The 26,848-nt window shown below is 46.6% G+C and carries 23 protein-coding genes; 2 read left to right on the plus strand and 21 right to left on the minus strand.

Going from position 1 to position 26,848, the window contains the following annotated elements:
* Positions 1-14 precede the first annotated feature (14 nt).
* From KI362_RS15700 to KI362_RS15730, 7 genes are all read right to left on the minus strand, one after another.
* Positions 15-1,340, minus strand: coding sequence for an ABC transporter substrate-binding protein (locus tag KI362_RS15700; RefSeq protein ID WP_044482355.1), 1,326 nt, complete (start codon positions 1,338-1,340; stop codon positions 15-17).
* Positions 1,341-1,506: 166 nt separating this feature from the next.
* Positions 1,507-2,724, minus strand: coding sequence for a response regulator transcription factor (locus KI362_RS15705; protein ID WP_301628453.1), 1,218 nt, complete (start codon positions 2,722-2,724; stop codon positions 1,507-1,509).
* Positions 2,691-4,388: a sensor histidine kinase gene (locus KI362_RS15710; protein ID WP_301628455.1), complete on the minus strand. Its 1,698-nt coding sequence runs from the start codon at positions 4,386-4,388 to the stop codon at positions 2,691-2,693. Before KI362_RS15710 ends, KI362_RS15705 begins: the two co-directional genes overlap by 34 nt.
* Positions 4,389-4,507: 119 nt before the next feature.
* Positions 4,508-7,522, minus strand: coding sequence for a glycoside hydrolase family 2 TIM barrel-domain containing protein (locus KI362_RS15715; RefSeq protein WP_301628457.1), 3,015 nt, complete (start codon positions 7,520-7,522; stop codon positions 4,508-4,510).
* Between the two features lie 129 nt (positions 7,523-7,651).
* On the minus strand, positions 7,652-8,803 hold the full coding sequence (dgoD, locus tag KI362_RS15720; protein ID WP_301628459.1) for a galactonate dehydratase: 1,152 nt from the start codon (positions 8,801-8,803) through the stop codon (positions 7,652-7,654).
* 12 nt (positions 8,804-8,815) lie between these two features.
* Complete coding sequence (locus tag KI362_RS15725) at positions 8,816-9,460, minus strand: bifunctional 4-hydroxy-2-oxoglutarate aldolase/2-dehydro-3-deoxy-phosphogluconate aldolase (protein ID WP_301628461.1); 645 nt, start codon at positions 9,458-9,460, stop codon at positions 8,816-8,818.
* A 13-nt stretch (positions 9,461-9,473) separates the two neighbouring features.
* The gene (locus KI362_RS15730; RefSeq protein WP_301628462.1) at positions 9,474-10,430 is read right to left on the minus strand and encodes a sugar kinase; all 957 of its coding nucleotides are present in this window, start codon (positions 10,428-10,430) and stop codon (positions 9,474-9,476) included.
* 257 nt (positions 10,431-10,687) lie between these two features.
* On the opposite strand from KI362_RS15730, the gene KI362_RS15735 reads away from it, so the two are divergent.
* Both KI362_RS15735 and glf read left to right on the plus strand, forming a co-directional pair.
* Complete coding sequence (locus KI362_RS15735) at positions 10,688-11,353, plus strand: FadR/GntR family transcriptional regulator (protein WP_301628464.1); 666 nt, start codon at positions 10,688-10,690, stop codon at positions 11,351-11,353.
* 57 nt (positions 11,354-11,410) lie between these two features.
* A complete protein-coding gene (gene glf, locus KI362_RS15740; RefSeq protein WP_301628466.1) occupies positions 11,411-12,514 on the plus strand; it encodes a UDP-galactopyranose mutase in 1,104 nt (367 codons plus the stop codon).
* A gap of 73 nt (positions 12,515-12,587) precedes the next feature.
* Here the strand turns inward: glf and KI362_RS15745 are convergent, their stop codons facing one another.
* The 14 genes from KI362_RS15745 to KI362_RS15810 all read right to left on the minus strand — a co-directional run bounded on the left by KI362_RS15745 (position 12,588) and on the right by KI362_RS15810 (position 26,800).
* Positions 12,588-13,214, minus strand: coding sequence for an HAD family hydrolase (locus tag KI362_RS15745; RefSeq protein WP_301628468.1), 627 nt, complete (start codon positions 13,212-13,214; stop codon positions 12,588-12,590).
* Between the two features lie 78 nt (positions 13,215-13,292).
* Positions 13,293-14,243, minus strand: coding sequence for a LacI family DNA-binding transcriptional regulator (locus KI362_RS15750; protein ID WP_301628469.1), 951 nt, complete (start codon positions 14,241-14,243; stop codon positions 13,293-13,295).
* Between the two features lie 146 nt (positions 14,244-14,389).
* Positions 14,390-15,367 carry a ring-cleaving dioxygenase gene (locus KI362_RS15755; RefSeq protein WP_301628471.1) on the minus strand — a complete coding sequence of 326 codons (978 nt, stop codon included), beginning with the start codon at positions 15,365-15,367 and terminating at the stop codon, positions 14,390-14,392.
* A gap of 15 nt (positions 15,368-15,382) precedes the next feature.
* On the minus strand, positions 15,383-16,324 hold the full coding sequence (locus KI362_RS15760; RefSeq protein ID WP_301628473.1) for a ring-cleaving dioxygenase: 942 nt from the start codon (positions 16,322-16,324) through the stop codon (positions 15,383-15,385).
* Between the two features lie 94 nt (positions 16,325-16,418).
* Complete coding sequence (locus KI362_RS15765; RefSeq protein WP_301628475.1) at positions 16,419-16,856, minus strand: MarR family winged helix-turn-helix transcriptional regulator; 438 nt, start codon at positions 16,854-16,856, stop codon at positions 16,419-16,421.
* 64 nt (positions 16,857-16,920) lie between these two features.
* Complete coding sequence (locus KI362_RS15770) at positions 16,921-17,736, minus strand: aminoglycoside adenylyltransferase domain-containing protein (RefSeq protein ID WP_306432844.1); 816 nt, start codon at positions 17,734-17,736, stop codon at positions 16,921-16,923.
* Positions 17,737-17,946: 210 nt separating this feature from the next.
* On the minus strand, positions 17,947-20,019 hold the full coding sequence (locus KI362_RS15775) for a serine hydrolase domain-containing protein (protein WP_301628477.1): 2,073 nt from the start codon (positions 20,017-20,019) through the stop codon (positions 17,947-17,949).
* 119 nt (positions 20,020-20,138) lie between these two features.
* On the minus strand, positions 20,139-21,446 hold the full coding sequence (locus KI362_RS15780; protein WP_301628479.1) for a sensor histidine kinase: 1,308 nt from the start codon (positions 21,444-21,446) through the stop codon (positions 20,139-20,141).
* A 2-nt stretch (positions 21,447-21,448) separates the two neighbouring features.
* Entirely contained in the window at positions 21,449-22,189 is a 741-nt protein-coding gene (locus tag KI362_RS15785) for a LytR/AlgR family response regulator transcription factor (RefSeq protein ID WP_044482374.1), read from the minus strand.
* A 24-nt stretch (positions 22,190-22,213) separates the two neighbouring features.
* The gene (locus KI362_RS15790) at positions 22,214-23,413 is read right to left on the minus strand and encodes an MFS transporter (protein WP_301628530.1); all 1,200 of its coding nucleotides are present in this window, start codon (positions 23,411-23,413) and stop codon (positions 22,214-22,216) included.
* 192 nt (positions 23,414-23,605) lie between these two features.
* Entirely contained in the window at positions 23,606-23,761 is a 156-nt protein-coding gene (locus KI362_RS15795; protein WP_301628481.1) for a hypothetical protein, read from the minus strand.
* An 89-nt stretch (positions 23,762-23,850) separates the two neighbouring features.
* Positions 23,851-24,564, minus strand: a complete 714-nt coding sequence (locus KI362_RS15800; RefSeq protein WP_301628532.1) for an SMI1/KNR4 family protein — start codon at positions 24,562-24,564, stop codon at positions 23,851-23,853.
* 528 nt (positions 24,565-25,092) lie between these two features.
* Positions 25,093-25,749 (minus strand): hypothetical protein, encoded by a 657-nt coding sequence (locus KI362_RS15805; RefSeq protein ID WP_301628483.1) that lies wholly within the window; start codon positions 25,747-25,749, stop codon positions 25,093-25,095.
* A gap of 76 nt (positions 25,750-25,825) precedes the next feature.
* Positions 25,826-26,800 (minus strand): hypothetical protein, encoded by a 975-nt coding sequence (locus KI362_RS15810; RefSeq protein ID WP_301628485.1) that lies wholly within the window; start codon positions 26,798-26,800, stop codon positions 25,826-25,828.
* Positions 26,801-26,848 lie beyond the last annotated feature (48 nt).

Here is a 26,848-nt window from a genome sequence, read left to right on the forward strand (position 1 = left end):
ATCAGAAATATGCGCTATTCTCTTTTTGTTTTGCTGCGAAGCTCATCCGCCATTTCCTTTAATGCCTGCTCAAGGCTTGAATTGTTAAGGAATACCTTGGCCCATACATCAGTCATCAGCTTGTTAGCCATTGGGAAATCGGAAGTATAGGCGAGCGGATAGGTATTTGCCAGGGACTCGGCATAAACCTTGCGGATCGCTTGGTTGTTAAAGTAGGTTGAAGGCTCATCAATAGCCGGGTTATTATCGATCATCATCGCCGGGAACAGGCCTGCATCGGACATCATTTTCACCTGGTTCTCTTCACTGCCCAGCATAAATTCGATGAACTGCCACGCTTCTTCCGGATGCTTGGAATTTTTGTTAATAGCCAGGTTTGATCCGCCTTGGTTGGCGCCCGAATACTTGTCGTCCTTGGACCACTTCGGCATCATGGCTACGGACCATTTTCCGCTGTCGGACGGAGAATATTGATTCTCGATAATGGCGTCATGCCACGATCCGCCTACCACAGTTGCAACCTGTCCGTCACGGATTCCGTTGCCCCATTGGTCCGTATTGGCACGGGCATCGTACACGAGATTTTCCTGTTGCATCTTAATCAAGTAATCCGCGATTTCTTGAATTTCCGGGGAATCCACGGCTACCTTTCCTTGGTCGTCAAAATACCACAGCCCCCGCTGCCACATCATGGATTCAAATACCCGGTTGCTGGAGTTCGTTTTGGAGTCTCCGTACATGAATGCACCGGTCTTTTCCTTCACCAGCTTGGCAGCCTCGTAATAATCTTCCCAGGTCTGGATTGTCTGGGATACCTCAACCGGATCGGTTGGAAGTCCTGCCTGAGCAAACAAGTCATTCCGGTAAAACATGACGACCGGGCCGCTATCCCATGGCATAGCGTAGGTTTTGCCGTCCTTCGTCGCATCCTCCCACTTGTATGGGCTCATCTTGTCTTTGTAAGGCGCTACTTTATCCGTAATATCCAGCAAGGAATCAATCTGTACAATTTGCGCCAGGTTGGTGGATTCTACGGTAATGATATCTGGCACGGCATCTCCCGTGTTCGAGGTGATCAAGTATTTGGAATACAAATCCGTGGATTTCATATTCTGAAATTCAACCTCAATGTTCGGATATTTCGCCTGAAACGCTTCCATATTCAGGTCAAGTCCATCCTTGGCCGTTTCCCAGGTCCACACTACCAGCTTGACCTTCTCGTCGCCATTGCCTTGTCCCGCCGCCGAGGAATTGTTGTTCTTATTGCCTGAGCAAGCCGTAGCCAGCAAAGAAATCATTAAGCAAGCAATAAGCAAATAGGCTATACTTTTCTTTCTCATTATTTGTAACCCTCCTTAGATGTGTACCGCTTCTTTCATTAGTATCTTAGAATGTCTGAAAGGGCTTTCATACTGACATATGTTTTATATTAGTGTCCTCTTTTCCGATAAATAAAAAAATGCCCGAAAAGGCAGGGCATTGGAGTATTTTTGTTGGAATCCGGCGTCATTTTGTTTGAATTCTGTACTGGCCAGGCGTAAGCTCGGCTCTTTTCTTGAACCATTTGGAGAAATATTTGACGTCCTGAATGCCGACCTTCTCAGCCACTTCCTCTGTACGGATCGTAGTTGCGCTTAGCAGCTCCTTGGCCTTTTCCAGCCTGCGCTCAGAAATAAAGGAAATGATGCTGCTTCCTGTAGCCTCCTTAAAAATCGTGCTGAAATAGCTGCGGCTCACGCCGATTTGCGAGGCCACATCCGCCGCACGCAGGTCGTCCTGCAGATGTTGATCAATGTAATCGATCGCTCTGATAATGTCCTCCTTATGGGTATCCTGCAGCAGCTCCAGGCTGGCTTCAATTCCCCATAACCGGAACAAGGCTTCGGCCTGACGGAGCCATTCGTCCTCACCGTTGATTACCGTGCTTTGTCTCCACGCCAGTCCGCTATGCTTCAGTTGCATCTCTACCAATGAGGATTGAACGAGCGATAAACAGGACTGATGCGCGACCACTATAGCAGTGCGGTCACCGGTCTGCAAAAAATCGATTTGGCCAGCGCCGGCAGCCATAATATGTTTCCATGAATTTCGAAGGGATTGCATGCCTCCCCCTTCTTCTTCAGGAAAATATAAAAACAGGATATAGCACTTCTTGAGCATCCAATGCCATTCGGCTCTGAGCTTCTGGAGTAATTGCTGCTTGGCCGTGTAGTCGTTTTGATGCAGCCAGGTGCCCAGTGCTTCCTCTCCATCGCTTTTCATTTCTGAAGAAGGGGAATCTCCTGCCCTCGCGGCAGTCTGGCGAGCGAGTACCTGTTGATCAAATTGCTGACGAATCCGCTCAAGAGCAAGCTCCATATGCTCATCATCCATGTCTGTCTTTACGATATAATCATGGACACCGATCTGAATTCCACTCTTCGCATACACGAAATCCCGATGGCAGCTTAATAAGAGAATTGCCGTATCCGGCGCCTCTTCTTTAATTTTTTTGGCCAACTCAATCCCATCCATCTCTGGCATAACGATATCTGTAATTACCAGCTGCGGCCGATACTGCACAAACTTTTGCCAGCCTACGCTACCATTAGGCGCATCGTCTACAACCACCATGCCATACTTCTCCCAATCCGTTGTCATACGAAGACCCTTACGCACCAACTGCTCATCATCGACGATTAGCACTTGAATTAGGGATGCATGTCCACCGTTGTCTTTAACCATGATAAAGTCACCTTCGTTCCCTTATTTCTGTCAGATTCTATCGAGAGACCGTAGCTATCGCCATAGTGCTGTTTAATTCGTTCATCCACATTCCTAAGTCCAAGTCCGCCTTGCTTGCCGGGAATCTTGCGGCCCGACGCTATATATGCCAAATGCTCCGGCTTCACGCCGATCCCGTCGTCCTCCAGCACCATAAACAGCTTATTTCTCTCCGAATACACCTTCATCGTAATCCTTCCTTGTCCATCACGGAATCCATGGAAAAAGATATTCTCAAGCAAAGGCTGAAACACCATACGTGGAATAAGACATTCCTCCAGCCCCGGCTCCACTTCCAACTCGAAGGTAAATGCATCGTCATAGCGATATCGCTGAATTTCAATAAAATGATAGGCGATATCAAGCTCTTTTTCTAATGGAACCAGCGTCTGCTTAAAATTGAAGCTCCCCTCAAGCACCACAATCAAATGCTGCAGCATTTTATGGATTTCCGGCTGATGCGCCAGCTTGGCCTTCCATTGGATCGAATTCAGCGTATTGAACAATAGATGCGGATTAATCTGGTAATGAAGAATTTGTAATTCAGCCTCACTCTTAAGCTTTTCGGTACGAGTGATTTCATGCATCGAAGCAATAAGCCGTTCCGTCATTTTATTAAAGCTCTCGCTTAAAAAACCCAGCTCATCCTTCGACATGACCGGAGTTCGGATCAATAGATCGCCTTCCCCGAATCTGCGCATGGAATGAGCTAATTTCTTGATTGGCATTGTAAAGCGGAATGAAAAAAAGCTCGCCATAGCGATACCAAGCAAAATAGCCAGGGCTGAAATAAGAATGGAATATTGTAAAATCACTGTGGAGGATTCATAAAAATCCGCATATTTGATTCTGGCTTCCACAATCCAATCTTCCATTTCCAAGGAACGGGACCAGACGATGTCATCATCGTGGTGATCATAGTCTGTTGAGGTCTGAAGCAGCGTTTGCCCTGACAGGTCCATGATCTGCAAATGGGAGCGGGTATCTTTTTCGAACGACTTAATGACCTCGATCACTGTATCCGCTTTCATATCGATTAATATTTTGCTGCCATGGGGTAAGCCGAATGCATTCTTTAAGGGCATCATCAGACTGATCACATATTCATCGTTCTGTACTGAATAATAATCTGGAATGTGGATGGACACGTGTCTTCGCTCATAGGCAGAGATGGTGGTCCAAAATGGCGAATTCGCCAGCTTCTCGCTGACGATCAGGTCGTTGCCTATGATTCTTCCGGAAGGAGTTACCACGGCCACTTTATACAGGTTATTGCCTAATGAGTTCAAGTAATTTTGAAAGTCCCGCTCTTCAACGAATCGGGTATAAGTTGCAGGCGGCTTATCCTCAATATAAATGGAGGAAGCTATTAAATACGTTAATATATTGCCGGTAATTTGATCCATCTGCCTAATATCGTTATCGATATGAATTTTCAACTGCTCCACCGCGTACATTCCGTAACTGCCGAACTGCGTATTCACGACCTCGGAGGACTTATGAAACGAGAAGTAGCTTAGTGCTCCCACAGGCAATACGGCTGCGATGAAAAAGGCAAGCAGCAGCTTGGTACGCACGCTCCCGTTATTTCTAAGCAGCTGTAATCTTCTCCAAAAGTTCTTCATTCTTGTACCTTCTTGCTGCGAATAGAGCCGCCAATTTTTTTAACCAGTATATCAAAAGTACTCGCTAATTTGAACAAATGGTGTCCCCATGAAATCATGGAGACACCTGGTCCGTTCGTTTATTCATCTTCCTTGAACACTGGAGTTATTGCGATTTCAAAGGAGAATTCCTTCTCGTCCAGACGGTAAATATCCAGAAGCTCCGGTCCGCAGGAATTGGAACCTACGCCGCTCATTTTATAATCGACATGAACAATGGTTTCCTTCCGCGGCTTCAATTCGTACGTATGCTGCGCCTCGGTCAGATCCTCCGGCGTGAAATGGGAGGCGTTGAACGAGAACGGCTGCGGCCCCGTAAATTTCAAGCCCATACCTTGCTCATTGGTTACGCTCACCCATTCCGTCCCGTCATGGGAGCCGTTCTCCTGAGGCATGACATACGGTACGAACAAGCTATCGACCGTAGCCAAATACCTTCCTTTTCTGGTGCTATGATTCTTGTCGATATAGCTCTCATGAGGGCCATTACCGAAATACTCCACTTCCTCGGTCCCGGACGGCATCGTGACCTGCAGCCCGAAGCGCGGCAGGAAGATCAGATCTTCACGTACGCGCACATCCACCTTTAAGTCCACCCGGCCATCTCCGGCCACGCGCCAGTAAGCAGTCCCATGCAATAATGGGGGCTTAATGTAGGCGCCAAGAGAGAACTCTACGCTGATCGCTATCTTAGTCGCGGCCTGCTCGGTGACTTCTACCTTATACACATGCATAGTTGCCCGGTCATACCCCTCTTCGTACCATTGCCGTTTGACCTTCCGGTCATTATCGATCGGGGCACGCCAAATATTAAAACCGAGCGGTTTGTTCAGCATCTCTACTCCATGCTTGGTCAAGGAGACAAACGTGCCTTTGTACGTATCAAAGACATGCCTGAAATCAAAGCCTTCAATGATAAGCTGATCCTTCTGCTTCATCATCTCGATGTCGTTGTTTCTGAGGACCGCAGCTTCCTTCGCAAGCCGTGCCACCGGGAGCTCAAACTGCTCGAAGGTCACTTCATGTCCAGCCGGTACAAACCGCTGATCCTCCTTCAATCTGCAGGACAAGGTCAATATATACGGTGCCGCCGCAGCCTGCGGGAGGTGGTACGGTATTTCCACGTTCTCTGAGGTGTGGGCCTTAATATCGCCCAATTCAAGATACCCCTGCTCCACAGGCACGCCTTCCTCTTCAACCTTCCAAAAGAGTCTTAGATGTGATAGGTCTATAAAATCATATAGGTTGTTGATCTTAATCATGCCTTTGGCCAAATCTACCGCTTCAAAGGAAACAGGCGCGATAATTTTTTTCAGCTCCAGCAGACCGGTATGCGGAATTCGATCCGGGGACACCAATCCATCGATACAGAAGTTTCCGTCATTAGGCTCATCTCCAAAATCACCGCCATAAGCGTAGTATGGAATACCGTCTTCCGTGGCCGTCAAAATACCGTGGTCAGACCATTCCCATACGCAGCCGCCCATCAGCTTCGGATATTTATAAATGACGTCCCAATATTCTTTCAGATCGCCGGGACCATTGCCCATCGCATGACTGTATTCACACATGAACATCGGCTTCGTGCTGTTCTCGTTCTTGGCATACTCTTCAATGTAGGCTGGAGAGGAGTACATCCGGCTCTCCATGTCCAGCACCTCGACATCCGGGCTTCCGAAATGCCGCGGATCCGAGCCTTCATAGTGCACTGGTCGGGAAGCGTCGCGCGATTTCGTCCACCTGGCCATGGCCATATGGTTCTCGTCATAGCCGGATTCATTGCCCATGGACCAGATAATGACGGACGGATGGTTCTTGTCCCGTTCAACCATACGGATCGCACGCTCCACAAAAGCGGGCTTCCACTCGGGAAGACGGGTCAGCATGTTAAAATCTCCGACAGCATGGAACACGCCGTGACACTCCAGGTCCGCCTCATCGATGACATAGAAGCCGTATTCGTTGCACAGCTGCAAAAATCTCGGATCATTGGGATAATGGGAAGCTCTGATCGTGTTGATGTTATGCTGCTTCATCAGCTTTAAATCGGCAATCATATGATTGATCGGAACCGTCTGCCCTAATACCGGATGAGAATCATGCCGGTTAACCCCTTTGAGCTTCACCGGAACCTGGTTGATATAAAATACGCCGTCCGTAATCTCTATTTTTCTGAATCCGACCGAGAAGCAGAAGACCTCTTCCCCCGCCGAAATAGTCAAGTGATACAGATTAGGCGCTTCAGCGGACCACAGCTGGGGCCGTTCGACCTCAAGCACGAGGCTGCCCGTACCGTCTACCTGGCATGCTCCGCTTGCTATGACTTGTCCTCCGGCATCCGTCAGCTTGACTTGAGCTTCAATGTGCCCGATCGACTCCAGCTCACAGGTCACCGTTGCATGATCCAGTCCGGTGTTTAATTCCGTACGATTAAATACGTCCCGAACATGCTGCGGACTTCTGGCGAGTAAATAGACATCCCGGAAAATCCCCGAGAATCTCCAAATATCCTGGTCCTCGATATAGGAGCCATCACACCACTTCAGCACCATCACAGCGATTTTGTTCCTGCCGGCCTGAACATAAGGCGAAATATCGAATTCGGCCGGGACACGGCTGCCCTGACTATAACCAACCCATGTGCCGTTGATCCACAGATAGAAGCAGGAGTTCACGCCTTCGAAGACGATGTACTTTTGTTTTCCTTCCCAATCCTTGGACAAGTTAAACTCTCGGACATACAGCCCCGCCGGGTTCGCATTGGGTACATATGGCGGATCACAAGGAAAAGGGTAATTCACATTCGTATAATGCAGTTGATCATACCCATTAACCTGCCAGCAGGATGGAACCAGCAGATCATCCCACCCGCTCACATCCGCATCTGCATCATAAAACCCGTCCTCAACCTGTTGAACCGACTCGTGATATTTAAACTTCCAATTCCCGTTCAGGGTTCTATAAAAAGGAGAGCGCCCTCTTTGCTGCTGCAGTGCCGATTTTTCGTCCGCAAAAGGAATGTAGTAAGCTCTCGCAGCCTCTCTGTTCTTATGCAGCACGTTCAAGTCTTCCCAGTACTTAGGCAGATCGATCATCATCATGCTCCTCACTCATCATTCAGCTTAGTCTGTTACACATTCATTCTACTGGATGTGAAAAGGCTTTCAACCTGATTCTTGTTTGAATTAAGGGTTATTTTGTTTGAAATCGATGATAAGTGGAAATTACCACTCGGCCACAGAACCGTCACGATGACGCCAGATCGGATTTCTCCAACGATGCGGAGCTTCAAGCGCCATTTGGATCACATACTCTTCATTCACGGTGATGCCAAGCCCAGGTCCTTGGGGAATTTGGACATAGCCATCATTGTATGCAAATACATTCGGATCGACGATATAATCCAGCAGATCATTGCCCTGATTGTAATGAATGCCGAGACTTTGCTCCTGAATGACAGCATTGTGCGCCGTGGCATCCACCTGAAGGCAAGCCGCCAGCGCAATCGGTCCGAGCGGACAGTGAGGGGCAACCCCTACATCGAAGGCTTCGGCCATGGCAAAAATCTTCTTACATTCTGTGATTCCGCCCGCATGAGACAAATCAGGCTGAATGATATCTACATAACCGTCCTGCAGAAGCGATTTAAAGTTCCAGCGCGAGAACATTCTTTCTCCTGTAGCGATCGGTGTGCTGGTATGCTTCGCGATTTCCCGAAGGGCTTCATTATTCTCAGGGAGCACGGGCTCTTCAATGAACATCAGACGGAACGGATCAAGCTCCTTGGCCAGTATCTTTGCCATCGGCTTATGGATGCGGCCATGAAAATCAACGCCGATTCCGAAATCCGGTCCCACCGCGCTTCGGATTGCAGCTACTCTCTCAACAACCTTGTCCACCTTGTCATGGGTGTCAATATATTGCATCTCTTCGCTAGCATTCATCTTGATGGCTGTGAAGCCGGCGTTCTTCTTCTCCAGTGCAGCCAGCCCTACTTCTGTAGGTCGGTCTCCCCCGATCCAGGAATAGACGCGCATCGAATCTCTGCAGGCCCCTCCAAGCAACTGATACACCGGTGCGTTGAAGTATTTGCCCTTGATATCCCATAGCGCCTGATCGATTCCTGCAATCGCACTCATCAAAATCGGGCCTCCGCGATAAAAGCCTCCGCGGTACATGACCTGCCAATGATCCTCAATGCGAAGCGGGTCCTTGCCGATGAGGAAGTCCATCAATTCGTCTACGGCCGCTTGAACCGTATGGGCCTTGCCTTCAATAACCGGCTCACCCCAGCCTACAATTCCCTCATCCGTCTCAATTTTGAGAAACAACCAGCGCGGCGGAACGATAAATGTCTTGTAATTCGTAATTTTCATATGATTCTCTCCTTATCCTCTAGCCCTTGTAATTGCTGCTTTAAATCTGCGAGCCAATTCCGTTATATCATCGTATCTTTCTTCTGCAATCGCCGCCTTGTTCAGCAGAGAGCTGCCCAGGCCTACAGCCACTGCCCCTGCGTGAATAAATTCGGCTACATTGTCCAGTGTCACGCCGCCCGTCGGCATCATCGGAATTCCCGCCAGCGGTGCCGAGACCTCCTTGATATAGCTGGCACCTAGTGTTGCTCCCGGGAAAATCTTCAGTACGTCCGCCCCCCATTCATAGCCCTTGGCAATTTCGGTAGGGGTCATCACGCCTGGAATGGAGATACGTCCATACCGATTCGTTATTTTAATCGTCGCTTCATCCAGGATCGGCGAGAAGATAAAATCCGCTCCTGCTTGAAGCGCCTTCTCTGCTACACTCGCATTCATTACGGTACCGGCACCGACCAGCACCTGCCCGCCGTATTTCTCTTTCAGCAAAGGAATAAGCTCGAAGACTCCCTCGGAATCCACCGTAATCTCCAAGGCTTCCACTCCGCCGGCTACCAGCGCATCGGTAATAAGCTGCACCTTATCGCTTGGCGGTCTTCGCACAACAGCTACGATGCCTGAATTCATCAATTTGTCCAATTGCTCTTGCTTCGTCACTTCCCCCACACTCCTATCGTTTTACATTTTGATAGTCTTGATCACCCTTCATCATATCCAGCAGCTCCGCTTCATTGGGGAGTCCTTCCACATCACCATTAACACTTACTGCGATCGCTCCCATGGCACTGGCTCTGCGAACGGCCTGTTCAAGTGTTTCTCCATGCAGAAGCCCGCTGATGAAGCCCGCAGCAAACGCATCTCCTGCTCCTACGGGGTCCACCTCCTCTGCCGGAAAAGGGGCCATATAACCGCTATCCTGCTCCGACTTGAAGTACGCCCCTTTGCTGCCAAGCTTCACGACAACGCCCGCTGCCCCTGGCTTTAACAAAGCTGAGGCAATATCCTCAGGCTGCGTGCAGCCTGTCAACAGCTCACCCTCGTCCAATCCGGGCAGGATGTAGTCTGCCGAGCCAGCCAGCTCCAGCAATACTTCTTTGGCCGCTTCCTCACTGTCCCAGAGCTTCCAGCGTACATTGGGATCAAAAACGATTTTCAAGCCAAGCTTCCTGGCTGATGCAACGGCCTTGCGCGTGAGTGCCAGGCAATCCGGGCTCAGCGCAGGAGTAATTCCTGTAATATGCAAAATTTTAAACCCCGCCAGATACGCTTCATCCAGCTCATCCGGGTGCATCATACTTGCCGCAGAATGACGCCGGTAATAATAGACCTGTGTCTTCCCCTTGGTGCGTTGCTCCTTAAAGTAAACGCCCGTAGGAGCATCGCCGGTATGCCGGCATCTTGATATATCGATGCCATATCCCCTAATTTGGTGAAGCACATAACGGCCGAAAGGATCATCCCCCAGCTTGCTGAACCATCCCACGCGATGTCCCAATTTGGCCAACCCGATCGCAACGTTGGATTCGGCCCCGGCCATTTGCTTGTTAAATTGGTGAACATACTCCAGCGGCAGGTTCTTATCCGAGCTGAACAGCACCATGGATTCGCCAAAGGTTACTACCTCCACCTTTATCCCTCCTTCTAGTTATAGATCATATCTTTGCTTATTTTTCATGTATAATCGTATATAGATATGATCAATACTTAATAAAAATGAGAAATTGAACATATTTTACGAGTTTCAGCTATAATAGATATGATCTTTTTGAGGTAATGATATTATCTTTGGTTTTGTGTGTCAATCTTTATTTCTATGAGGAGAAACAGAATAGGTTATGCTAAAATGAACATGACAGAGTAGACCAAACAGGGGAAATGGATGAGATGAAGAAGACAGCCTTTACAGCTACAATAGATCAGATCAAAGAGAAGATCATTGGCGGGGAATGGCCCCCCGGCTCCCGCATTCCGACCCTTCAACAGCTTTCGAAAGAGCTGGGGGTAGGTGTCTCTACAGTCAGAGAGGCCTTGCGAACCCTGGAAAGTCAGGGAAACATCAGTATTGAGCATGGCCGGGGAATGTACGTGAGGAACGATCCCTTGTTACTGGAGGATCCGACTGCAAACCTGAAGGAGCTTGGAGATATTTCGCTAGTTAAGCTGCTCGAAGCAAGGATCCTTATTGAACCTGCTCTAGCGGCATTAAGTGCGGAAAGGGCAACACTCCCCGAGGTTAAACAATTAAGAGAGCTTGCTGATAATATGGTGCTGCAAATGGAGGAGGGAGGTCCTTTTCTGGATACCGACCTTGCCTTTCACCGCCTAATTGCAGAGTCTGCCCAACAGCCTGTCTTATTCCGGATGATGGAGTCCATATTCCCGCTGCTCTCTGAAGGCCGCAAGTATACAAACACCCTGCCTCATATGAGAACAAAGGCTTCCAACTACCATGTCCTGATTGCTATTGCAATAGAAGAACGGCACAGTGAACAGGCAAGACAGCTTATGTATCACCATATCAACGATATGCTGGAAGCGCTAAAAAAATAAGCAGGAAGCAGAAGCGTTCGCCTTTATGAGCGGAAGTGAAGAGAAGGAGATTACACCATGTACGATTATTTGATTGTCGGTGCGGGCCTGTTTGGCGCTGTATTCGCTTATGAAGCACGCCAGCGGGGCAAACGCTGCCTGGTGATCGACAAGAGAGAGCATACCGGAGGCAATGTCCACACCGAGCACATCGAAGGAATCCATGTTCATAAATATGGCGCCCATATTTTCCATACCAATAGCAAACTGATCTGGGACTATGTCCATCAGTTCGCTGAATTCAACCGCTACACCAATGCCCCCTTGGCCAATTACCGGGGGGAGCTCTACAATCTCCCCTTCAATATGAACACCTTCCACCAGCTCTGGGGAGTGGTTCGTCCGGAGGAGGCAAAGCAACGGATTGAGGAGCAAAGACAGGCCGCCGGCATTACGGACCCTCAAAATCTGGAGGAACAGGCGATCTCGCTGGTCGGTACGGATATTTATGAGAAGCTGATTAAAGGATATACCGAGAAGCAGTGGGGACGCTCTGCCAGGGATCTGCCAGCCTTCATCATCAAGCGGCTGCCGGTTCGCTTCACCTATGATAACAACTATTTTAATGATCAGTATCAGGGCATACCAAAGGGCGGCTATAACGTCATCGTAGACAAAATGCTTGAAGGGACTGAAGTCCGTCTGCAGGTTGATTTCTTCGAGCAGCGCGAGGAGCTTGTGAAGTCGGCGAAGAAGATTGTCTTCACGGGGATGATCGATCAGTATTACGATTATAGATACGGCGTACTTGAATACCGAAGCCTGCAATTTGAGACCAAGGTGTTAAGCCAGACCGACAACTATCAGGGCAATGCCGTGGTGAATTATACCGATCGGGAGACACCTTACACCCGGGTTATTGAGCATAAGCATTTTGAATTCGGCACCCAGGCCGGCACGGTGATCACAGAGGAGTATCCGACCGAATGGAAGCCTGGTCTGGAGCCCTATTATCCGATTAACGACGAGAAGAACAATGAGATATACAAGCAGTACAAGGCGTTGGCTGATCAGGAATCGGACGTTATTTTCGGCGGCAGATTGGGAGGCTACAAGTATTACGACATGCATCAGGTCATCGCGGAAGCCTTGACGGCTGTTGAAAGAGAATTAGGGAAATAAACACAGTCCCGGTGATCTCATCAAAGGATCATCGGGACTGTTTCATATAAGTATCTGAACAAAAGCTCACTCATTAATGGCGTTCTATCAGGGGAAGAATGTCGCTCGGATGCTCAAATTTATACTTCGCAGGAATAGCGTCGGGCTGCCTGCATCCCCACAATGCCAACCCAAAATCTACACCGGCATCTCTCGCACATTCATAATCGTAAATCGTATCTCCGATATAGATGGACGCTTCCGCCCTCGCACCCGACATCTCGAGAAACTTAAGCAATGGCTCAGGATGCGGCTTATGCAGATTCGTATCATCCGCACAGATAGCATAGGTCAAATCGTGTACGAGACCAAAGGGGACGAAATCGTCCAAAAATTCCTGGTAGGTCTTCGACGTTACTACTCCGGTAAGAGCCGATTGCTCTCTAAGATCAGTGAGCAGCTGCCGGACACCTTCGTAGACATGAACCGTATGTCGATACTCTTCCATCAGATCATTCCATCTTTTATTGGCAAGATCAATGTACTCAATCCCAAGCCGGCGCAGGGAGACGGCCCCTGGAATCCCGAGAACAAAGGTAAGATCTTGCTGGCTCATTTCCAGATCATAATTTTGCTTCAGAAGCTTCTGCAGAGATCGTAACACAGCTTGCTCCGTATGGATCAGCGTGCCGTCAATGTCAAAGATGCAGGCAGTGTACATGAATGTTCCTCCTTTAGCATGATTGGTGATTAGAGAATATCTCCATGCTAAAGTATGAAATGCATTTCAAGTCAATAGCTAGATCGATTGCCGCGTAATAATGCGATATGGAATCTCCACCTTATCCTTGGATTTCCCGATCAATAGATCAAAGGCTTGTTCACCGACCTGTATCAGTTGATGATCAACCGTAGACAGGTGCAATCCGATCCCGACAGGCTGATTCTCTTGGCCAATGATCGCCAAATCTTCCGGCACCCGCAAGCCAAGACTCGATGCATATCGATAGATCCCTGCCGCAACCTCATCGCCATTTGCATATACAGCAGTCGGCTTAAGATCAGAATCGAGCAATAGCCGGGCTGCTCTCTCCCCGTCATCCATGCTGTAACAATCCGTAACATGATACGCCGGCGGCAGAGCCCCAAATACATGGTGATAAGCCCTGATGATCAGCTGCGTACTATTGCTCTCTGTTCCTCTGGCCGTCGTAAATGCGACTCGTTCGTGTCCTCTGCTCCTTAGCAGTTGAAAAGCGTCCACGAAGGAGGCATATCGATCCATATAAGCGCAGCCGAGATCAGGGTGATCGGTATATTCACATACGACGATTTCGCCATATTTCGTGTAGGGGATAATCGCATCCCAGTCGTTCGAACGCGAGGTGATAATAATTCCGTCCAGCTGTTTATTTTTGAGCATGGCCAAGCAGCTGAGCTCTTGAGCCGGATCGTACCTTGTAGGCAGAACCATCACGGAGTAACCCTGCTCAACCGACCGATTAAGTACCCCGTGAAGCAGTTGATCAAAGGCCTGATTGTTGTTGTATGGCATGATAACGCCGATCGTTCTCGTTTCCTGGCGGATTAGATCGACTGCCAAGCGGTTTGGCGTATAGTCCAGTTCGTCGATCACGCGCTGCACGGCTATCCGCTTCGCTTCGGATACGTAAGGATTGTGATTTAGAACCCTTGATACGGTAGACACGGATACCCCCGCAAGCTTTGCAATATCACTTATATTGGCCATTGCAACCTTCCCCTGAACCTCAAGCTTGTATTTTTTCTGCTTCCTATTCGCAGATTCTTATAACTAAGATACCATAAAATGGTCTACCTCATGCTGCCGGTCATTCATACTAAATCTAACCGATAAATTCAAATGTTTTCAGTGGATCACTCCTTCATGAACTCCTTGGTGCTTCTTACCGTATCAATTGGACGAACCAATTTCTCGATTTGCGCGCGCTTGGGCTCCAGGAAGGGTGGCAGCGATAATTTTTCGCCTAAGGTTTCATAGGGCTCATCCCCCATAAATCCGGGCCCGTCCGTGGCGAATTCAAACAGAATTTGCGGTGCGACTCTGGCATATAAAGACTCAAAGAAGTGGCGGTTGACATACCCGGAGGTCGGGAAGCCAAAGCTGCTCATTCGCTCAATCCATTCATTCAATACGGAGCGATCCTCCACCCGGAATGCCGCATGGTGCACCGTGCCATAGCCTTGACGCGCCGGAGGCAGGAACGTGTTGTGCTCTACGATCACCGAAGCCCCATTGCCGCCGTCCCCGACCTCGAATAAATGATAGGACCCTTCCTTAGCGGCTTCTCGGAACAACAAGACCTTCTCCAGGACTTCTTTAAAGTCATCAAAGCTTGCAATCCGGACAAAGACCGGTCCCAAGCCGGTAATCGCATATTCCAAAGGAACAGGGCCTTTCTGCCATGGTGTTCCGGATTCCACGCCGGTATTGTGCTCATCAGAAATCAACTGATAATGCTGGTCATCGAAATCGGTGAACGCGAGCACTTTTTTGCCAAACTGCTCCTTTATCCCGTTGTGATTGACCTTGAGCCGATCGAAGCGCTGCACCCAGTATGTTAGCGCTGCATCGCTTGGTACGCGGAAGGAGGTCTTCGAAATCTCGTTGGTTCCATGCGTGCCCTTTGGAATGCCAGGGAAATCAAAGAATGTCATGTCCGTTCCCGCACTGCCTTTATCATCGGCAAAGAATAAATGGTACGTCTGAATATCATCCTGATTCACGGTCTTCTTGATTAGCCGCATGCCTAATACATAGGTGAAAAATTCATAATTTTTTTCTGCGCTGCTGGTAATAGCCGTTACGTGGTGTACTCCTTTAAGATGGTTCATTATATTCTCCTCCTATTAATCCTCAAGCGGGATCAGGTTATTTTCAATTTCTGCTCTGCGCTCTTCCAAAAAAGGCGGCAAATCCAGCTTTTCACCAAGTGTGTCTACATCCCCATCCACGGTAAAGCCGGGTTCATCGGTTGCAATTTCAAATAGAATGCCGTTCGATTCCCGGAAATACAGGCTCTTAAAATAGAAGCGGTCCACAATGCCAGATGAACGGAAGCCGCGTGCCCGCACTTGCTCTTCCCAGTAGATCAGTTCCTCGTCGTTCTTCACGCGAATGGCCAGATGATGAATGCTGCCACGACCGGGCTTTTCCGAAGGGCCGTCCAGATATTTCACGACGATTTCTCCAAAGGCCTCACCTTTAATGGATTGAAAGATGGCTTCATCATCCGTCCGGCTGACCTCTGTATAACCAAACATGTCCGTAAGTGTGCTCGCCAGCTTATCCAGTCTTCGAACCGTGATTTCCACCGGACCCATCCCTTGAATCTGATGCTCGGCAGGGACCTCTGACTTCTCCCAGGTCTGCCAGTGCGCAACCTTCGCACCATGGGAGACGAGAAGCGCCATCCGCAGCCCTTCTGAATCTTCAAAGAGTATAGCGGGGTGATTGGCATAAGTCGTGATCTCTCCGTGCTCCACACCCAACTCTTCAAAGCGCGCTTTCCAATACAACAGACTGGCTTCGGAGGGTACGAGCAGCCCGATCTTTGTGATCGCATTGGTGCCACGATAAGTATTCCCTACCGGCGGAATTTCAAAGAAGGATAGCTCAGTACCCGGGCTTCCCGTTTTATCTCCATAAAATAAGTGATACATCGAGGGCTCATCCTGGTTTACGGTTACTTTCACACGCCGCAGGCCAAGCACATCCCGGTAGAAGCGGCTATTTTGATTGGCGTTTTTGGTAATCATAGAAATGTGATGATGTCCTGGAATTTTAAACATGGATTACTCCTCCTCGGTTTCAGTTTTCGGTTTACTAGTCAAGTGATAGGGTTGAAAAAAATGCACAGCTTAGCTTGCCTCCGGCAATGCAATGCTAAGTGTCCATTTTACTTTCCGTATGCTTCTGCAGCTTGGACATCAGCTTATATAGTGATTTCTGCTCTTCCTCAGTCAAGCATTCATTGAATAACGACGTTTGAAAGGCAAGCTGGTGCTCAAAGACTTCCTTCATCTTATCTTCTCCTTTACCCGTGAGATAAATCCATTTCGTCTTCCATTCTTGCTTACGCTGGATATATCCCTCTTGCTCAAGCCGCTGGAGCATACGGGACATTCCGCCCTCCGTCACCGTTGCCTTCATCGCTAATTGACTCTGCATGATGGGCTGATAACTGGCGATCTGATTCAATACATCAAATTGAGCGGCAGTGATATGAAATGGCTTCAGGAATTCATTGGACAACAAATTGCTTTGATGGGTAAAGCGGGCAATGCGCAACCAATTCAGTGAACTAAGCGTATTCTTTTTCAATCGAGCTCACTTCCCTTCGTTACTATCACTTTACACCTCAAGTGACAAAAAAGCAAGGCTTCCATTAGCGTAATGATAAATTTTGATTTATTTCCCGTATCATGTAGTCAGCAAATGCTAACAGAGACTGTAGATCAACAATACTATGTTCTGTCTCTCCGCAGCCTGTCCCGGTATATTCATGCAGGCATTGTCTAATCAGCGGGTGAAATGCCTGGGGCAAAGCGTTTAATCCCCAATCTCCTCCCTCTTGCTTGGATGATACCTTCCCTTCTTTTATGAAATACAAAACTCTGCAAAGATTTAAGGTGAGGTACATAGGAGTTAGATATGCAGGAGGATTGTCAGCAATCTCCTCAGCACATCCCTCCACATCCTGTAAAATGGAGGCAAGGTAGTATTTACTGTCGATCGGCTCATAAAGCTCGCTTAATGGTTTTCCATATAGAGCTATCCCTCTCTCATATGCAACAACAATCTGAGAAGCCAGGTCTTCATCTTCAAATCCCCCGCAAAGATAATTCTCATCTGCACGATATTTCTCCCTGTGATAATCAGAGTAATGAAACTCAAAAGGTGTCGGATAAACAAAAGACGTTAAGTAATTTTCCAAAATGATGGTAAATTCTATTCCGCGCTCATTAGACCCTTTAGACATTTCGTCATGCAAAGACAACGCTATTTGTGCAATCCTGGAGTTATTTGCTGGCATCAGCTTTTCTTTAACCACAATTAAAAAATCGATATCACTTTTAATGGGATTAAAACACCCCATGGCTAGTGATCCATGCAAATAAATCCCTAACAAGTTCTCCCTAAGTTCATCTTTGAAAAGAGTAACCATTTTATCTAAAAAAGCCTGGGTATCCACATCAATCACCTTCCAGATTATCTCGTAACAGCACTCTAAGTATAATTTAACTGCTATTTATATCAAGGTAACACTCATTTATAACTGAGATGTGCGTTGGTTTAATTAAGCTACTCAATCTGATAGGGATATAAAAAATGAATCCTGCGAGAGGAGGATGCTCTCCCGCAGGACTTGCTGCTTTCTATGGTTCCGCCAGCCAGCCTAAGACATGTTTCCCTATTTATTGGCCAACTTGATCTCGAACATATCTCCCGCCTGACCACCGAACACGATAACGCCATTCTCCGGCAGAAGCGCGGCCCGATTGCCGCTGGCTACCGAGAACTCCACAAGTGCTCCATCTGCCGTATAGACGGCGAATCCCCCGCCAGCCGGAAGCTGTACACTCATCATTTTCCCAGCAGCCTCACTACCCACCTTAAACCAGCGCACATAACCCGATTCAGGAATCGTGACTCGGGAGGCCGTCCCGCCATAAATGGCGCCCACTGCCGCTTCACTTACGTAAGTGCGGGCATCTGCCAGCAGGTACTCTACTCCGTCTTGCTGCCGGAAGCTAAGATCAAAAGCATCGCGGCCGTTCATCACCGGGATTTCAGCGATATTAACAGCATGATTGGCATCCTTGATCTGTGTTCCATTGGCATAGCTGCCTCCCTCATCCAGCACGATTGGCTTCCACAGGATGGATGGAGGAGCGAGATAAAAGAGGGAATTGATTTTCTCGTCCAATGCATAATACGTTTTTCCGTCTCTTTGCTGCCACACCTTGGATACCTCTGGGCTCAGGACGTTCTCGCCCAGCTTTTGATATTCATAGTAAGCCATAAGCGTCTGGCCAAGCCCCGGAAATTCCAGGTTGGCCCGGGTACGAATATACGTATGTCCGTTAGTTTGTTCATCAAAGCTGATCAAGGTGTGGCCATCTTCACTGGTGAATTCTCCATCACCTGTATATACATAGTTCTGTTCGGGAATCATGCCGCTTAATAATCCAGGCATAGCAATTTCACCGTCTTTTATGCTCACCTTAAGGGTTGAACCTACCGTTCCGTATAGACCAGAGAACTCAAGCAGTTCGCTTGGCATATCTACTTTCACAGGCGCTTCGAAGGTTGGCGGAGGCAGCACTTCAGCAATTCGCCCCGTCTCCTGCAAGTACGCCAGCATAATATTGGATGCCGCCAACGTGTTGAAGATCGAAGAACCTCCCGAGGTCAGCAACGCGATAGACATGCCTTCTTCCGGCAAGGAAACCAATGCCGAATGATAGATAATCGTGTCTCCCCCCTTGGTCACGGCCTTAATGCCGTATTGGTCAAATGGACTAAGATCCACGGAATCCCATCCCAGGCCGTAGCCATACGTATTGGTCTCGTCTTCAACCCAGACGCCCTTGCGATACTCCTTGGCTTGCATGGCCAGCGCAGAAGCAGCAGACATTAGCTCGGGACGCTTGCCTGTCAATACCTCCGAGAACAAGGTCACTTCTTCAGCAGTAGAATAGAGACCACCCGTCCCCAGTATATTGGCATTCTCATCCGGCAGATCTCCGGTAATTCCCGGGAAGCGCGCTGAGCTCAGCGAAGCCCGATTAAATGTATCCAGCGGTGTCTTGGTGAAGGTTAACCCAAGGGGGGCGCTGATATAGCGGTCCAGATATTCGCTATAACCTAACCCGCTTACCCGTTCCACCAGAAGCTGCAGCAATTGAAATCCATCATTCGCATAGACGGAATACTCTCCCGGATCGGATTTCAGCCGCTCGTTCCGCAGATTTTCCAACAATGTATCATAGGTTTGCGAGTCATTATCCGCCATCAGCATACTGTTCTTATAATGGCTCCCGTACAATCCGGCCGAATGATTCATGAGCATCCGGGTTGTGATTTGCTTGTAGCGTTCATCCGCCATTTGAAAATCAGGAATGTAGTCCGTGAGCGGACGGTCAATATCCACTTTCCCTGCCTCAGCCAACATGAGTACGGCTGCGGTGGAGTATACCTTACTTACGGAACCAATTCCGAACATGGTGTCCTTGGAGACGGCCTCCCGCTTCCCATCGGCGGTGACTCCAAGTCCCCCCGACAACACAACCTTTCCTTGATCCCGAATCGCATATTGCACGCTATTCACGCCATAATCCCGAACGAGCACTTCGGCGGCTTCCCGCGCTTTGCGATCAGCCAGTCCGGCATCCTTAGGATCTGCTGCACCAACTCCAGCTACCGGCAGAACGAGCATCAGGGCTGCAATCGCAGCTGCCCCTAGCCTTTTTAATGTATTCATACGGTGATCTCCTCTCTTCTACAACCAAATTCCTTAACTGAATCTGATTATACGGATGGATTCCTAAGAGAAGTACGGAAAGACCCCGAAACGAAAAAAAAGACCCCTGAACAGCACTTTTAAGCTGAGGAGTCTTGGGTTGAAAAAGGGATCATCACCATGTTGTCAAACGTGTGATTAGCAGATTCAATCGTCATATGCCCGCCGTATTTCTCACAAATTCGCTCAATATTGACCAAGCCAAAGCCGTGATAACCGGAGCTTGCCTTCTGGGTACTCAGATCGCCCACCTCACGGTCTACATAATTGCGGACGCAAATCAAAAGTGCAGATTTATTGGATCGAATCTGAATCCGGATATGCCGATCCTGCGCGACCCGTACCTTCTTGGAAGCCTCTACGGCATTATCAAGCAGATTCCCCAGTACGACGCAGAGATCATAACGTTCAAGGCCAAGCTCCCGATCATGCAAGCGAAGCTCCGTGTCCACGCGAATACCGTTCTCCTGACCAATATTCAGCGCATTCGTCACCAACGCATCGACGACCAGATTCCCGGTGTTCACTCGGTGATAGGCATGCTCCACCTTATTCAAGATGACCCGGATATGCCGGTTCGCCTCATCCACCTGTCCCTGTTCAATGCATTCCGCGACATAGAGCAACTGCTTGTTGGTATCATGAATGATGCTTTTGATCTTCTTGAAGCTATGCACCGTCTTCTCGTAGTTGGCGTCCTGGTAGTCCATCTGCTGCTGGAGCCCTGCATTCTCATGCAACAATTGGAATCTGGCAATGACGGTGTCCAGTATATAAACCACCAGCACATTCAGCACGATGGAACCGATAATGGAGATGATATAATGAATGTTCTTCTCGCTGTAGACAGACAGCACGTTCACTTGATAGATGCTGATGATCGGCACGCTTAGAAACATCAGGTAATAGCGCGAATGAAGGGGGAAGTTGCGGCGTTTGGCAACGAACCGGATAATCTGGACGACGGCAAACATGATCATACAGCTTAGCAAAAAACTCATCTTGACATATAACATCTCTTCCCGTTCCGGCACGATCTCCCAATTGTCCAGAGCCACAGAGGTCGAAGGATTGAGCAAATACATACAGAGTAAGTTAATGAGGGAGATCAGAACAGCGTACAGCACCGAGAAGATCACCCTCATGCGCATCTCCACTTCATACCCCATCGCCAGACAGAAGATGACGAATAGGGCGATCAAGGAGGACAAAAGTGGTGTAAAGTAGGCGCTCATATACCAAAAATTCAGCAGAAGAAAGAGAAGAACAAACCATTTCTTCGTCGGTTTACTCTTTTCCTTGCCAAACACGGAGTTAAAGTAGAAGTTCACCTGCACGGCCATAACCAGCACCACACTCAAATTAAGAAAAAGCAGCATACCGTCCATCTTCACTCCGCCTTCAAGACCATAAATTTTGTACAGGCATCCTTGACTTCCTTCATCTTGGACCTGCCGATCGGTAACTGCATGCCGTTCGACATCACCACCTGTCCCCCTGAAAACTTATGCACATGCAATAAATTAATCAAAATGGAGCGGTGGATTTGCAGGAAACGTTCCGCCTTGAGCGCCGAGGCATAGCCAGAAATGAGTCCCTTGCCTTCGTATACGGCATGTGTGGTCGTGAATTTGAGTTTATTCTTGACCGTTAAGCTCTTCACGACCTCAATGGCAATAATGTCATCTTGTCTAAGCACAATTTCTTCATGCGCAGATTTGATAATCAGAATATCCGATTCACTTTCCTGGAAGAAACGGCATACCTTCAACATTTTCTCTTCAAATACCTCAGGCTCCACCGGCTTGATCAGATACTGAAACGTGATGACATCGAAGCTCTCCAGCATGTACTCCGGGTAGCTGGTCAGGAAGATGATCTGCTCACTCTGCCGCTTCATCTCCCGCAGTCTCCGGGCCGTCTCTATTCCATTCCGTCCATTCATTTCAATATCCAGAATAAAAATATGGAACGGTTCACCACCACGCTCATAATACTCGATCAATTGCTCGCCAGCCTCAAATGCCGTGACTTCAAAATCAATTCCGCTCTTGACCGATAGGGCCAGCAGCAATTGCCGGACCTGCTCCCGCTGCCGCTCTTCATCATCGCAAATCGCAATACGATACAAGAAGCCGCCTCCTATCCCGCTTGATTAAATCAGTTCCCCGCGTCTTTTGAGATAACGATATAAAATAAAGCTGCAAAGCGTACAAAGAAGGGCGCACAGTCCAATAAAAGCATAACCCGCCTGTAGCCCGCGCAAGAGACCGATCTGTGTCGCTTCTCCATATATTTTCTTCACCGTCTCAATCACAAAACCAATCAGATAATTACCAATCACACTACCAAGCCCCATCAAAGTAACGGTAAAGGTGATTGCCGTGTCGCTCCCTCGCGGATAACGCTTGGCAATAAAGGCCATGACCGTTGGATAAATCATAGCGATACCCAGCCCCGAGGCGGCAAACAGGAAGGACCACCGTTCCCCTCCGGCAATTGCGATAAATGTGCATACCGCCGAGAAACCGGAGAATATAATCAGAGACAGGGTAAAGCCAATTTTGTCCGTCACTGGGCCAAGCACAAGCCGCCCCACCGAGAATAGCAGGAAGAAGATCGATAATAGGCCGGATGCCTTGACGGTATCCCAATGGTACGCCTTCTCCAGGAAATTGACCAGCCAGCCCCCAACCGCAAGCTCGGATACTACGCCAAAGGACAGGATGAGCACCATCCACCATAATGCCGGGTCACGTGTCAGCTCCTTGAACGGGGTTCGGCTCTCCAGTGGCAAATCGTCTCCCGGAAACTTACTGTACAATGCGCTCAGGATGGGAAGCAAGGATAAGGAGAGCATCACCAGATACATGCCCCTCCAATCCAGCGTATGTCCAAAGACTTGGATGGACATGACACCGGTAGCCAGCAAAGGCGCAACGGTCGAACTGATTCCATAGAAGAAGTGCGACAGGTTCATCATCGTACCGACATTTTTGACAAAGATGCGAGCCCCCAGAATAGCCAAAGCAATTTCCAGCATGCCGTTGCCAATGTACATCAGGAAATAGGAACCGGCAAATAACGGATAGGTGTGGGACAAGAAAATGAAAACCCCGGAGAGCAGCATGGAGGCGAAGGACATGATACTTGTCGCCTTGATCCCCCATTTTCGTACCAGGATAGCTGTAAAGGAACACGCAATAAGATAACCGAGTGCATTCAAGGACAATAAGCTGCCTAGCTGTTCTTCGTTCAGATTGAAATCAAACTGGATTCGCGGAATGGCTGGTCCCTTAATATTTTCCGAGATGCCAAAAATAATAAAGCCTGAAAAAATCGTGACAAGCTGCATGATGTACAGCTTGTTTTTGGTTATGTATCCGGTACCTAATTTCAAGTGAGTAATGCCTCCCGCAATAATTATTCATTGCCAATAGATGTTGCGCTTCATATTACAATGCCTATTTTGACTACAATTCAGTTTGAATCTTTTCTAGCACACCTTCATCAAAACTAGCCCCCGTTATATTTGCACCTGCCCAAATCACATCATCCAACTTTGATCAGCTATAAGTTCAGAAAGATCTGCAAAAGTAAGATCTATTTCTGAAATATCCATTGATTTGATAATATTTTTCTCATGTATAGAAAGTGATATTTTCAAGAGTATTTCATCTCTTTCGCTTCTTTGACTAGCCATTCATATTTTAACTACCTCCAAACCTATATTTTTGGATATTTAGAAAAAAACACAATACGAATGGAACTCGCATTGTGCAATTCTACGTATTACTCAAAGCCAATAACAATCCATTCATCAACGTGATCCCAAAAATGAATATTATATCTAGGTTGCAATTTTGCTGACCAAAAAGTTGCATTCCGATTATTACAGTTGTTGTAATCAATAGCTATATAAGAACCCATTCCGTTACTAAAAAATCCAAACGAGGTGTTTAAATCGATTTGAATAGGTTCTTTAAGATCGTCGATAATACTCCAATCCAAATCATCATCACCTAGAAATGTTACAAATTCCAAGGGTACTAACCCCATCGATACACTTGCATAATAATAAAATCCATTATGAACATTTTCATAAAATTGTTGAATGGTTACAGGAATCTTATCCCAATTCTGTTCCAATTCATCATTATGAAATTCTTCTTGCGGGTTTCGCCCTTCATAGTAGGTTACCCCACCATTTGGTTTTTTTATAGTGTATAGAATTGAATATCTTTTTGAATCACTATCTTCTATTTCCAATAATTCAATATCATCAATATTTTCAGTCAAATATAATATTAAATTGCTCAGTTCCCTTCCAACATATTTTTTCCAAATCTCCAGAAGCATATCGATTCTTACTCTAATGTCTTGCTCCCTAAAAAGTCTATGCCAAGAATCTGGTATCAATTTTTGTTTACTTTCATCTAGGTCCTTAATGGTTATTAAATTAGCACTTGTATCAAATTTCCTTAAATAGTGAATCTTCTGTTCCATATTATCAATAAAAGCTTTATGCTTATCTTGATAATCTTTTGATTGTTTTTCAATAATATTTTTCAATAATTGGACTACTTCTTCTTTTTTGGACGGTGAGATCAGACTAAGTATATCTATAAAGGGTTGTCTTAAATTCCTTGAGTCAATAATACTCTTAAACAGTCTCTCCATACACTTTTGCGCATGTGGCTTCATGGTTTCCATTCCTTCAATGACTTTCAATAACCCTTCCCTGATCCCATGGCGTTGAGCAATATAGAATATAGTTTCCATTAAATCGCTGATAATTGCTGGTTCAAATATCTCATCATGGAAAAGTTCACACAATGCAATGATGGAGTTATTATCTGCTGACTCTCCTACTTCATTTAATAATCTCACGATGTCTTCGATCTCATAATCTTCATGATCTAAAAATCGCATTTTTTTAATAGCAGAAATTTTGTTTCCAATAGTACTCACACTACTCCTCCTTCTTGCCTAAAATTTATATGTTCTCGTCTTCCATTTAACAGCTATCTGGAACTATAAATTTACAATTATTTTATTTTCAATTATTGTCCTAAAGTTGGAGTAATTTCTCATCATGTTTCTACCATAGGCACTGACTGGATCGTTGCCCTGTATCATACTTTCATAATTCTTTTTGAATTCATGCTTGATTGGTTCTTCCAGACTCTCATACAATCTTTTCGTTGCCTCTTCCGCTAATTCCCTTGAACCATACAGCAAAATAAAATGAATATCTATTTTATACCCACCTAAAGGATAAAAGCCTTCTGCAACAACTTGACGAATAAAGTTCTCCAGATTGTTTGTGCATTCATGAACAATGGGCATAAATACCTCATCTAACCAAGCAGTAAACTCTGCTATGGCTCGACTCCAGCTTTCCTGGTCTGCAACATTCCAGTAAAGTTTGCCCTCCGGGATATTGCATTCATGAGTATTGATATGAAAGATTTTATTTTTTGATTTATTCAAAATAATAGCACTTTCTCCGTAGAAACCTACATTCCTATCAGACACATTATTCCAGTTCGTATAGAAATAAATCTTATATGTTAGATTTTTATCTTTCTTGGTAAGCCAGTGCCTAGATTTTGCATACTTCCAACCGTTACTTGTATACTTTGAAGAAATCCGTTCACAAACAGCATGAAATGCTTCGCTTGATTGCATACCTTACACCTCGTTTGGGATTTTAGGGGAATATAAGCTGCGCTATCCTAGGATCTGCCATGCAGTTTCCTCCCTTTTATTGAAACAACTCCCCATGCTTGTTAGGAATATATTCAGGGTAGTTTTTACGATAAAATTGATCAATCTGTTTAAGCACCGGGTCCCATGCAGGATATGGCTCTCGATCTCCAAACATCACTTTAGCTTCTGGAGTATTCATTAGTAAATTGTCCAGCTTATTAGGCACTGGTAATCCTTGTTTTCTCCTAACATGAAGTAGGAATAAGATTTCAAAAGGATAAAATCCGTATCTAAAATCGCCAAATTCACCTAGCTGTCCAATTTCAGAAGCTAACACAGAATGAAACCGGGACATTTTTGAAATTAATTGTTCTATTTCCTCTATATGATCAGTCGTCCAATGCTTCAATACTTCATCATAGATGTCCAGGTCTTCCGGGATTGAGCCAAATCGTAAATTCGCTTCTTTTAGCTTCCTTCTAACCGTTAAATACAACCCTTTATTAGTTCCCATGATTGTTTTATTTTTATGCTGTAAGTACAGCTCTAACAAAAACCAAATATGCCTGTTCTCTTCATTGGCATTTATTAAATGTTCGCCGAAATGATGAGACATAAAATCATATAATATAGCTTCTTCCTTTTCCCAGCCATACATAGCAAAATGGATTAATGTTATCACGACTTCTCTAAACGAGTATAGCAATATCATTTCAGGATACTTAATTGTATAAAGCTTCTGCGCCATGCATTGGTAAAATACAACCTTCTGCATCTGCTTTAATTCTTCCGTACTGTTTTTATGATCAATTAGTACATTCTTTTTCCACAGTGATAAATAGTACGAGAAGATTTTGCTTAGATTTATTAACAATATGTGGTCCTTTTCTGTATCATTTTGATCAATAATTTTCTCAATCTTGCTTCTACTTATATTATATTTTTCTTTAACATCTTCAAATTTAATTCCTTCGACAAAATTATTTATGTATCTTTTAAATGCTACTTCAAACTTTTTTGAATTTATCATCGCAAGCTCCTACTAGGTTAGCATAGATTTTCTCCAGTCCATATCGAC

It is taken from the genome of Paenibacillus apis, assembly GCF_018333295.1.
In the GTDB taxonomy this organism is placed as follows: Bacteria; Bacillota; Bacilli; order Paenibacillales; family Paenibacillaceae; genus Fontibacillus; species Fontibacillus antibioticophila.

Coding starts and splice junctions, on each gene's coding strand:
- KI362_RS15700 (WP_044482355.1), bottom strand. CDS start 1,340: ATGAGAAAGAAAAGTATAGCCTATTTGCTTATTGCTTGCTTAATGATT.
- KI362_RS15705 (WP_301628453.1), bottom strand. CDS start 2,724: ATGGTTAAAGACAACGGTGGACATGCATCCCTAATTCAAGTGCTAATC.
- KI362_RS15710 (WP_301628455.1), bottom strand. CDS start 4,388: ATGAAGAACTTTTGGAGAAGATTACAGCTGCTTAGAAATAACGGGAGC.
- KI362_RS15715 (WP_301628457.1), bottom strand. CDS start 7,522: ATGATCGATCTGCCTAAGTACTGGGAAGACTTGAACGTGCTGCATAAG.
- dgoD (WP_301628459.1), bottom strand. CDS start 8,803: ATGAAAATTACGAATTACAAGACATTTATCGTTCCGCCGCGCTGGTTG.
- KI362_RS15735 (WP_301628464.1), top strand. CDS start 10,688: ATGAAGAAGACAGCCTTTACAGCTACAATAGATCAGATCAAAGAGAAG.
- glf (WP_301628466.1), top strand. CDS start 11,411: ATGTACGATTATTTGATTGTCGGTGCGGGCCTGTTTGGCGCTGTATTC.
- KI362_RS15745 (WP_301628468.1), bottom strand. CDS start 13,214: ATGTACACTGCCTGCATCTTTGACATTGACGGCACGCTGATCCATACG.
- KI362_RS15750 (WP_301628469.1), bottom strand. CDS start 14,243: ATGGCCAATATAAGTGATATTGCAAAGCTTGCGGGGGTATCCGTGTCT.
- KI362_RS15755 (WP_301628471.1), bottom strand. CDS start 15,367: ATGAACCATCTTAAAGGAGTACACCACGTAACGGCTATTACCAGCAGC.
- KI362_RS15760 (WP_301628473.1), bottom strand. CDS start 16,324: ATGTTTAAAATTCCAGGACATCATCACATTTCTATGATTACCAAAAAC.
- KI362_RS15775 (WP_301628477.1), bottom strand. CDS start 20,019: ATGAATACATTAAAAAGGCTAGGGGCAGCTGCGATTGCAGCCCTGATG.
- KI362_RS15780 (WP_301628479.1), bottom strand. CDS start 21,446: ATGGACGGTATGCTGCTTTTTCTTAATTTGAGTGTGGTGCTGGTTATG.
- KI362_RS15790 (WP_301628530.1), bottom strand. CDS start 23,413: ATGCAGCTTGTCACGATTTTTTCAGGCTTTATTATTTTTGGCATCTCG.
- KI362_RS15795 (WP_301628481.1), bottom strand. CDS start 23,761: ATGGCTAGTCAAAGAAGCGAAAGAGATGAAATACTCTTGAAAATATCA.
- KI362_RS15800 (WP_301628532.1), bottom strand. CDS start 24,564: ATGGAACAGAAGATTCACTATTTAAGGAAATTTGATACAAGTGCTAAT.
- KI362_RS15805 (WP_301628483.1), bottom strand. CDS start 25,749: ATGCAATCAAGCGAAGCATTTCATGCTGTTTGTGAACGGATTTCTTCA.
- KI362_RS15810 (WP_301628485.1), bottom strand. CDS start 26,800: ATGATAAATTCAAAAAAGTTTGAAGTAGCATTTAAAAGATACATAAAT.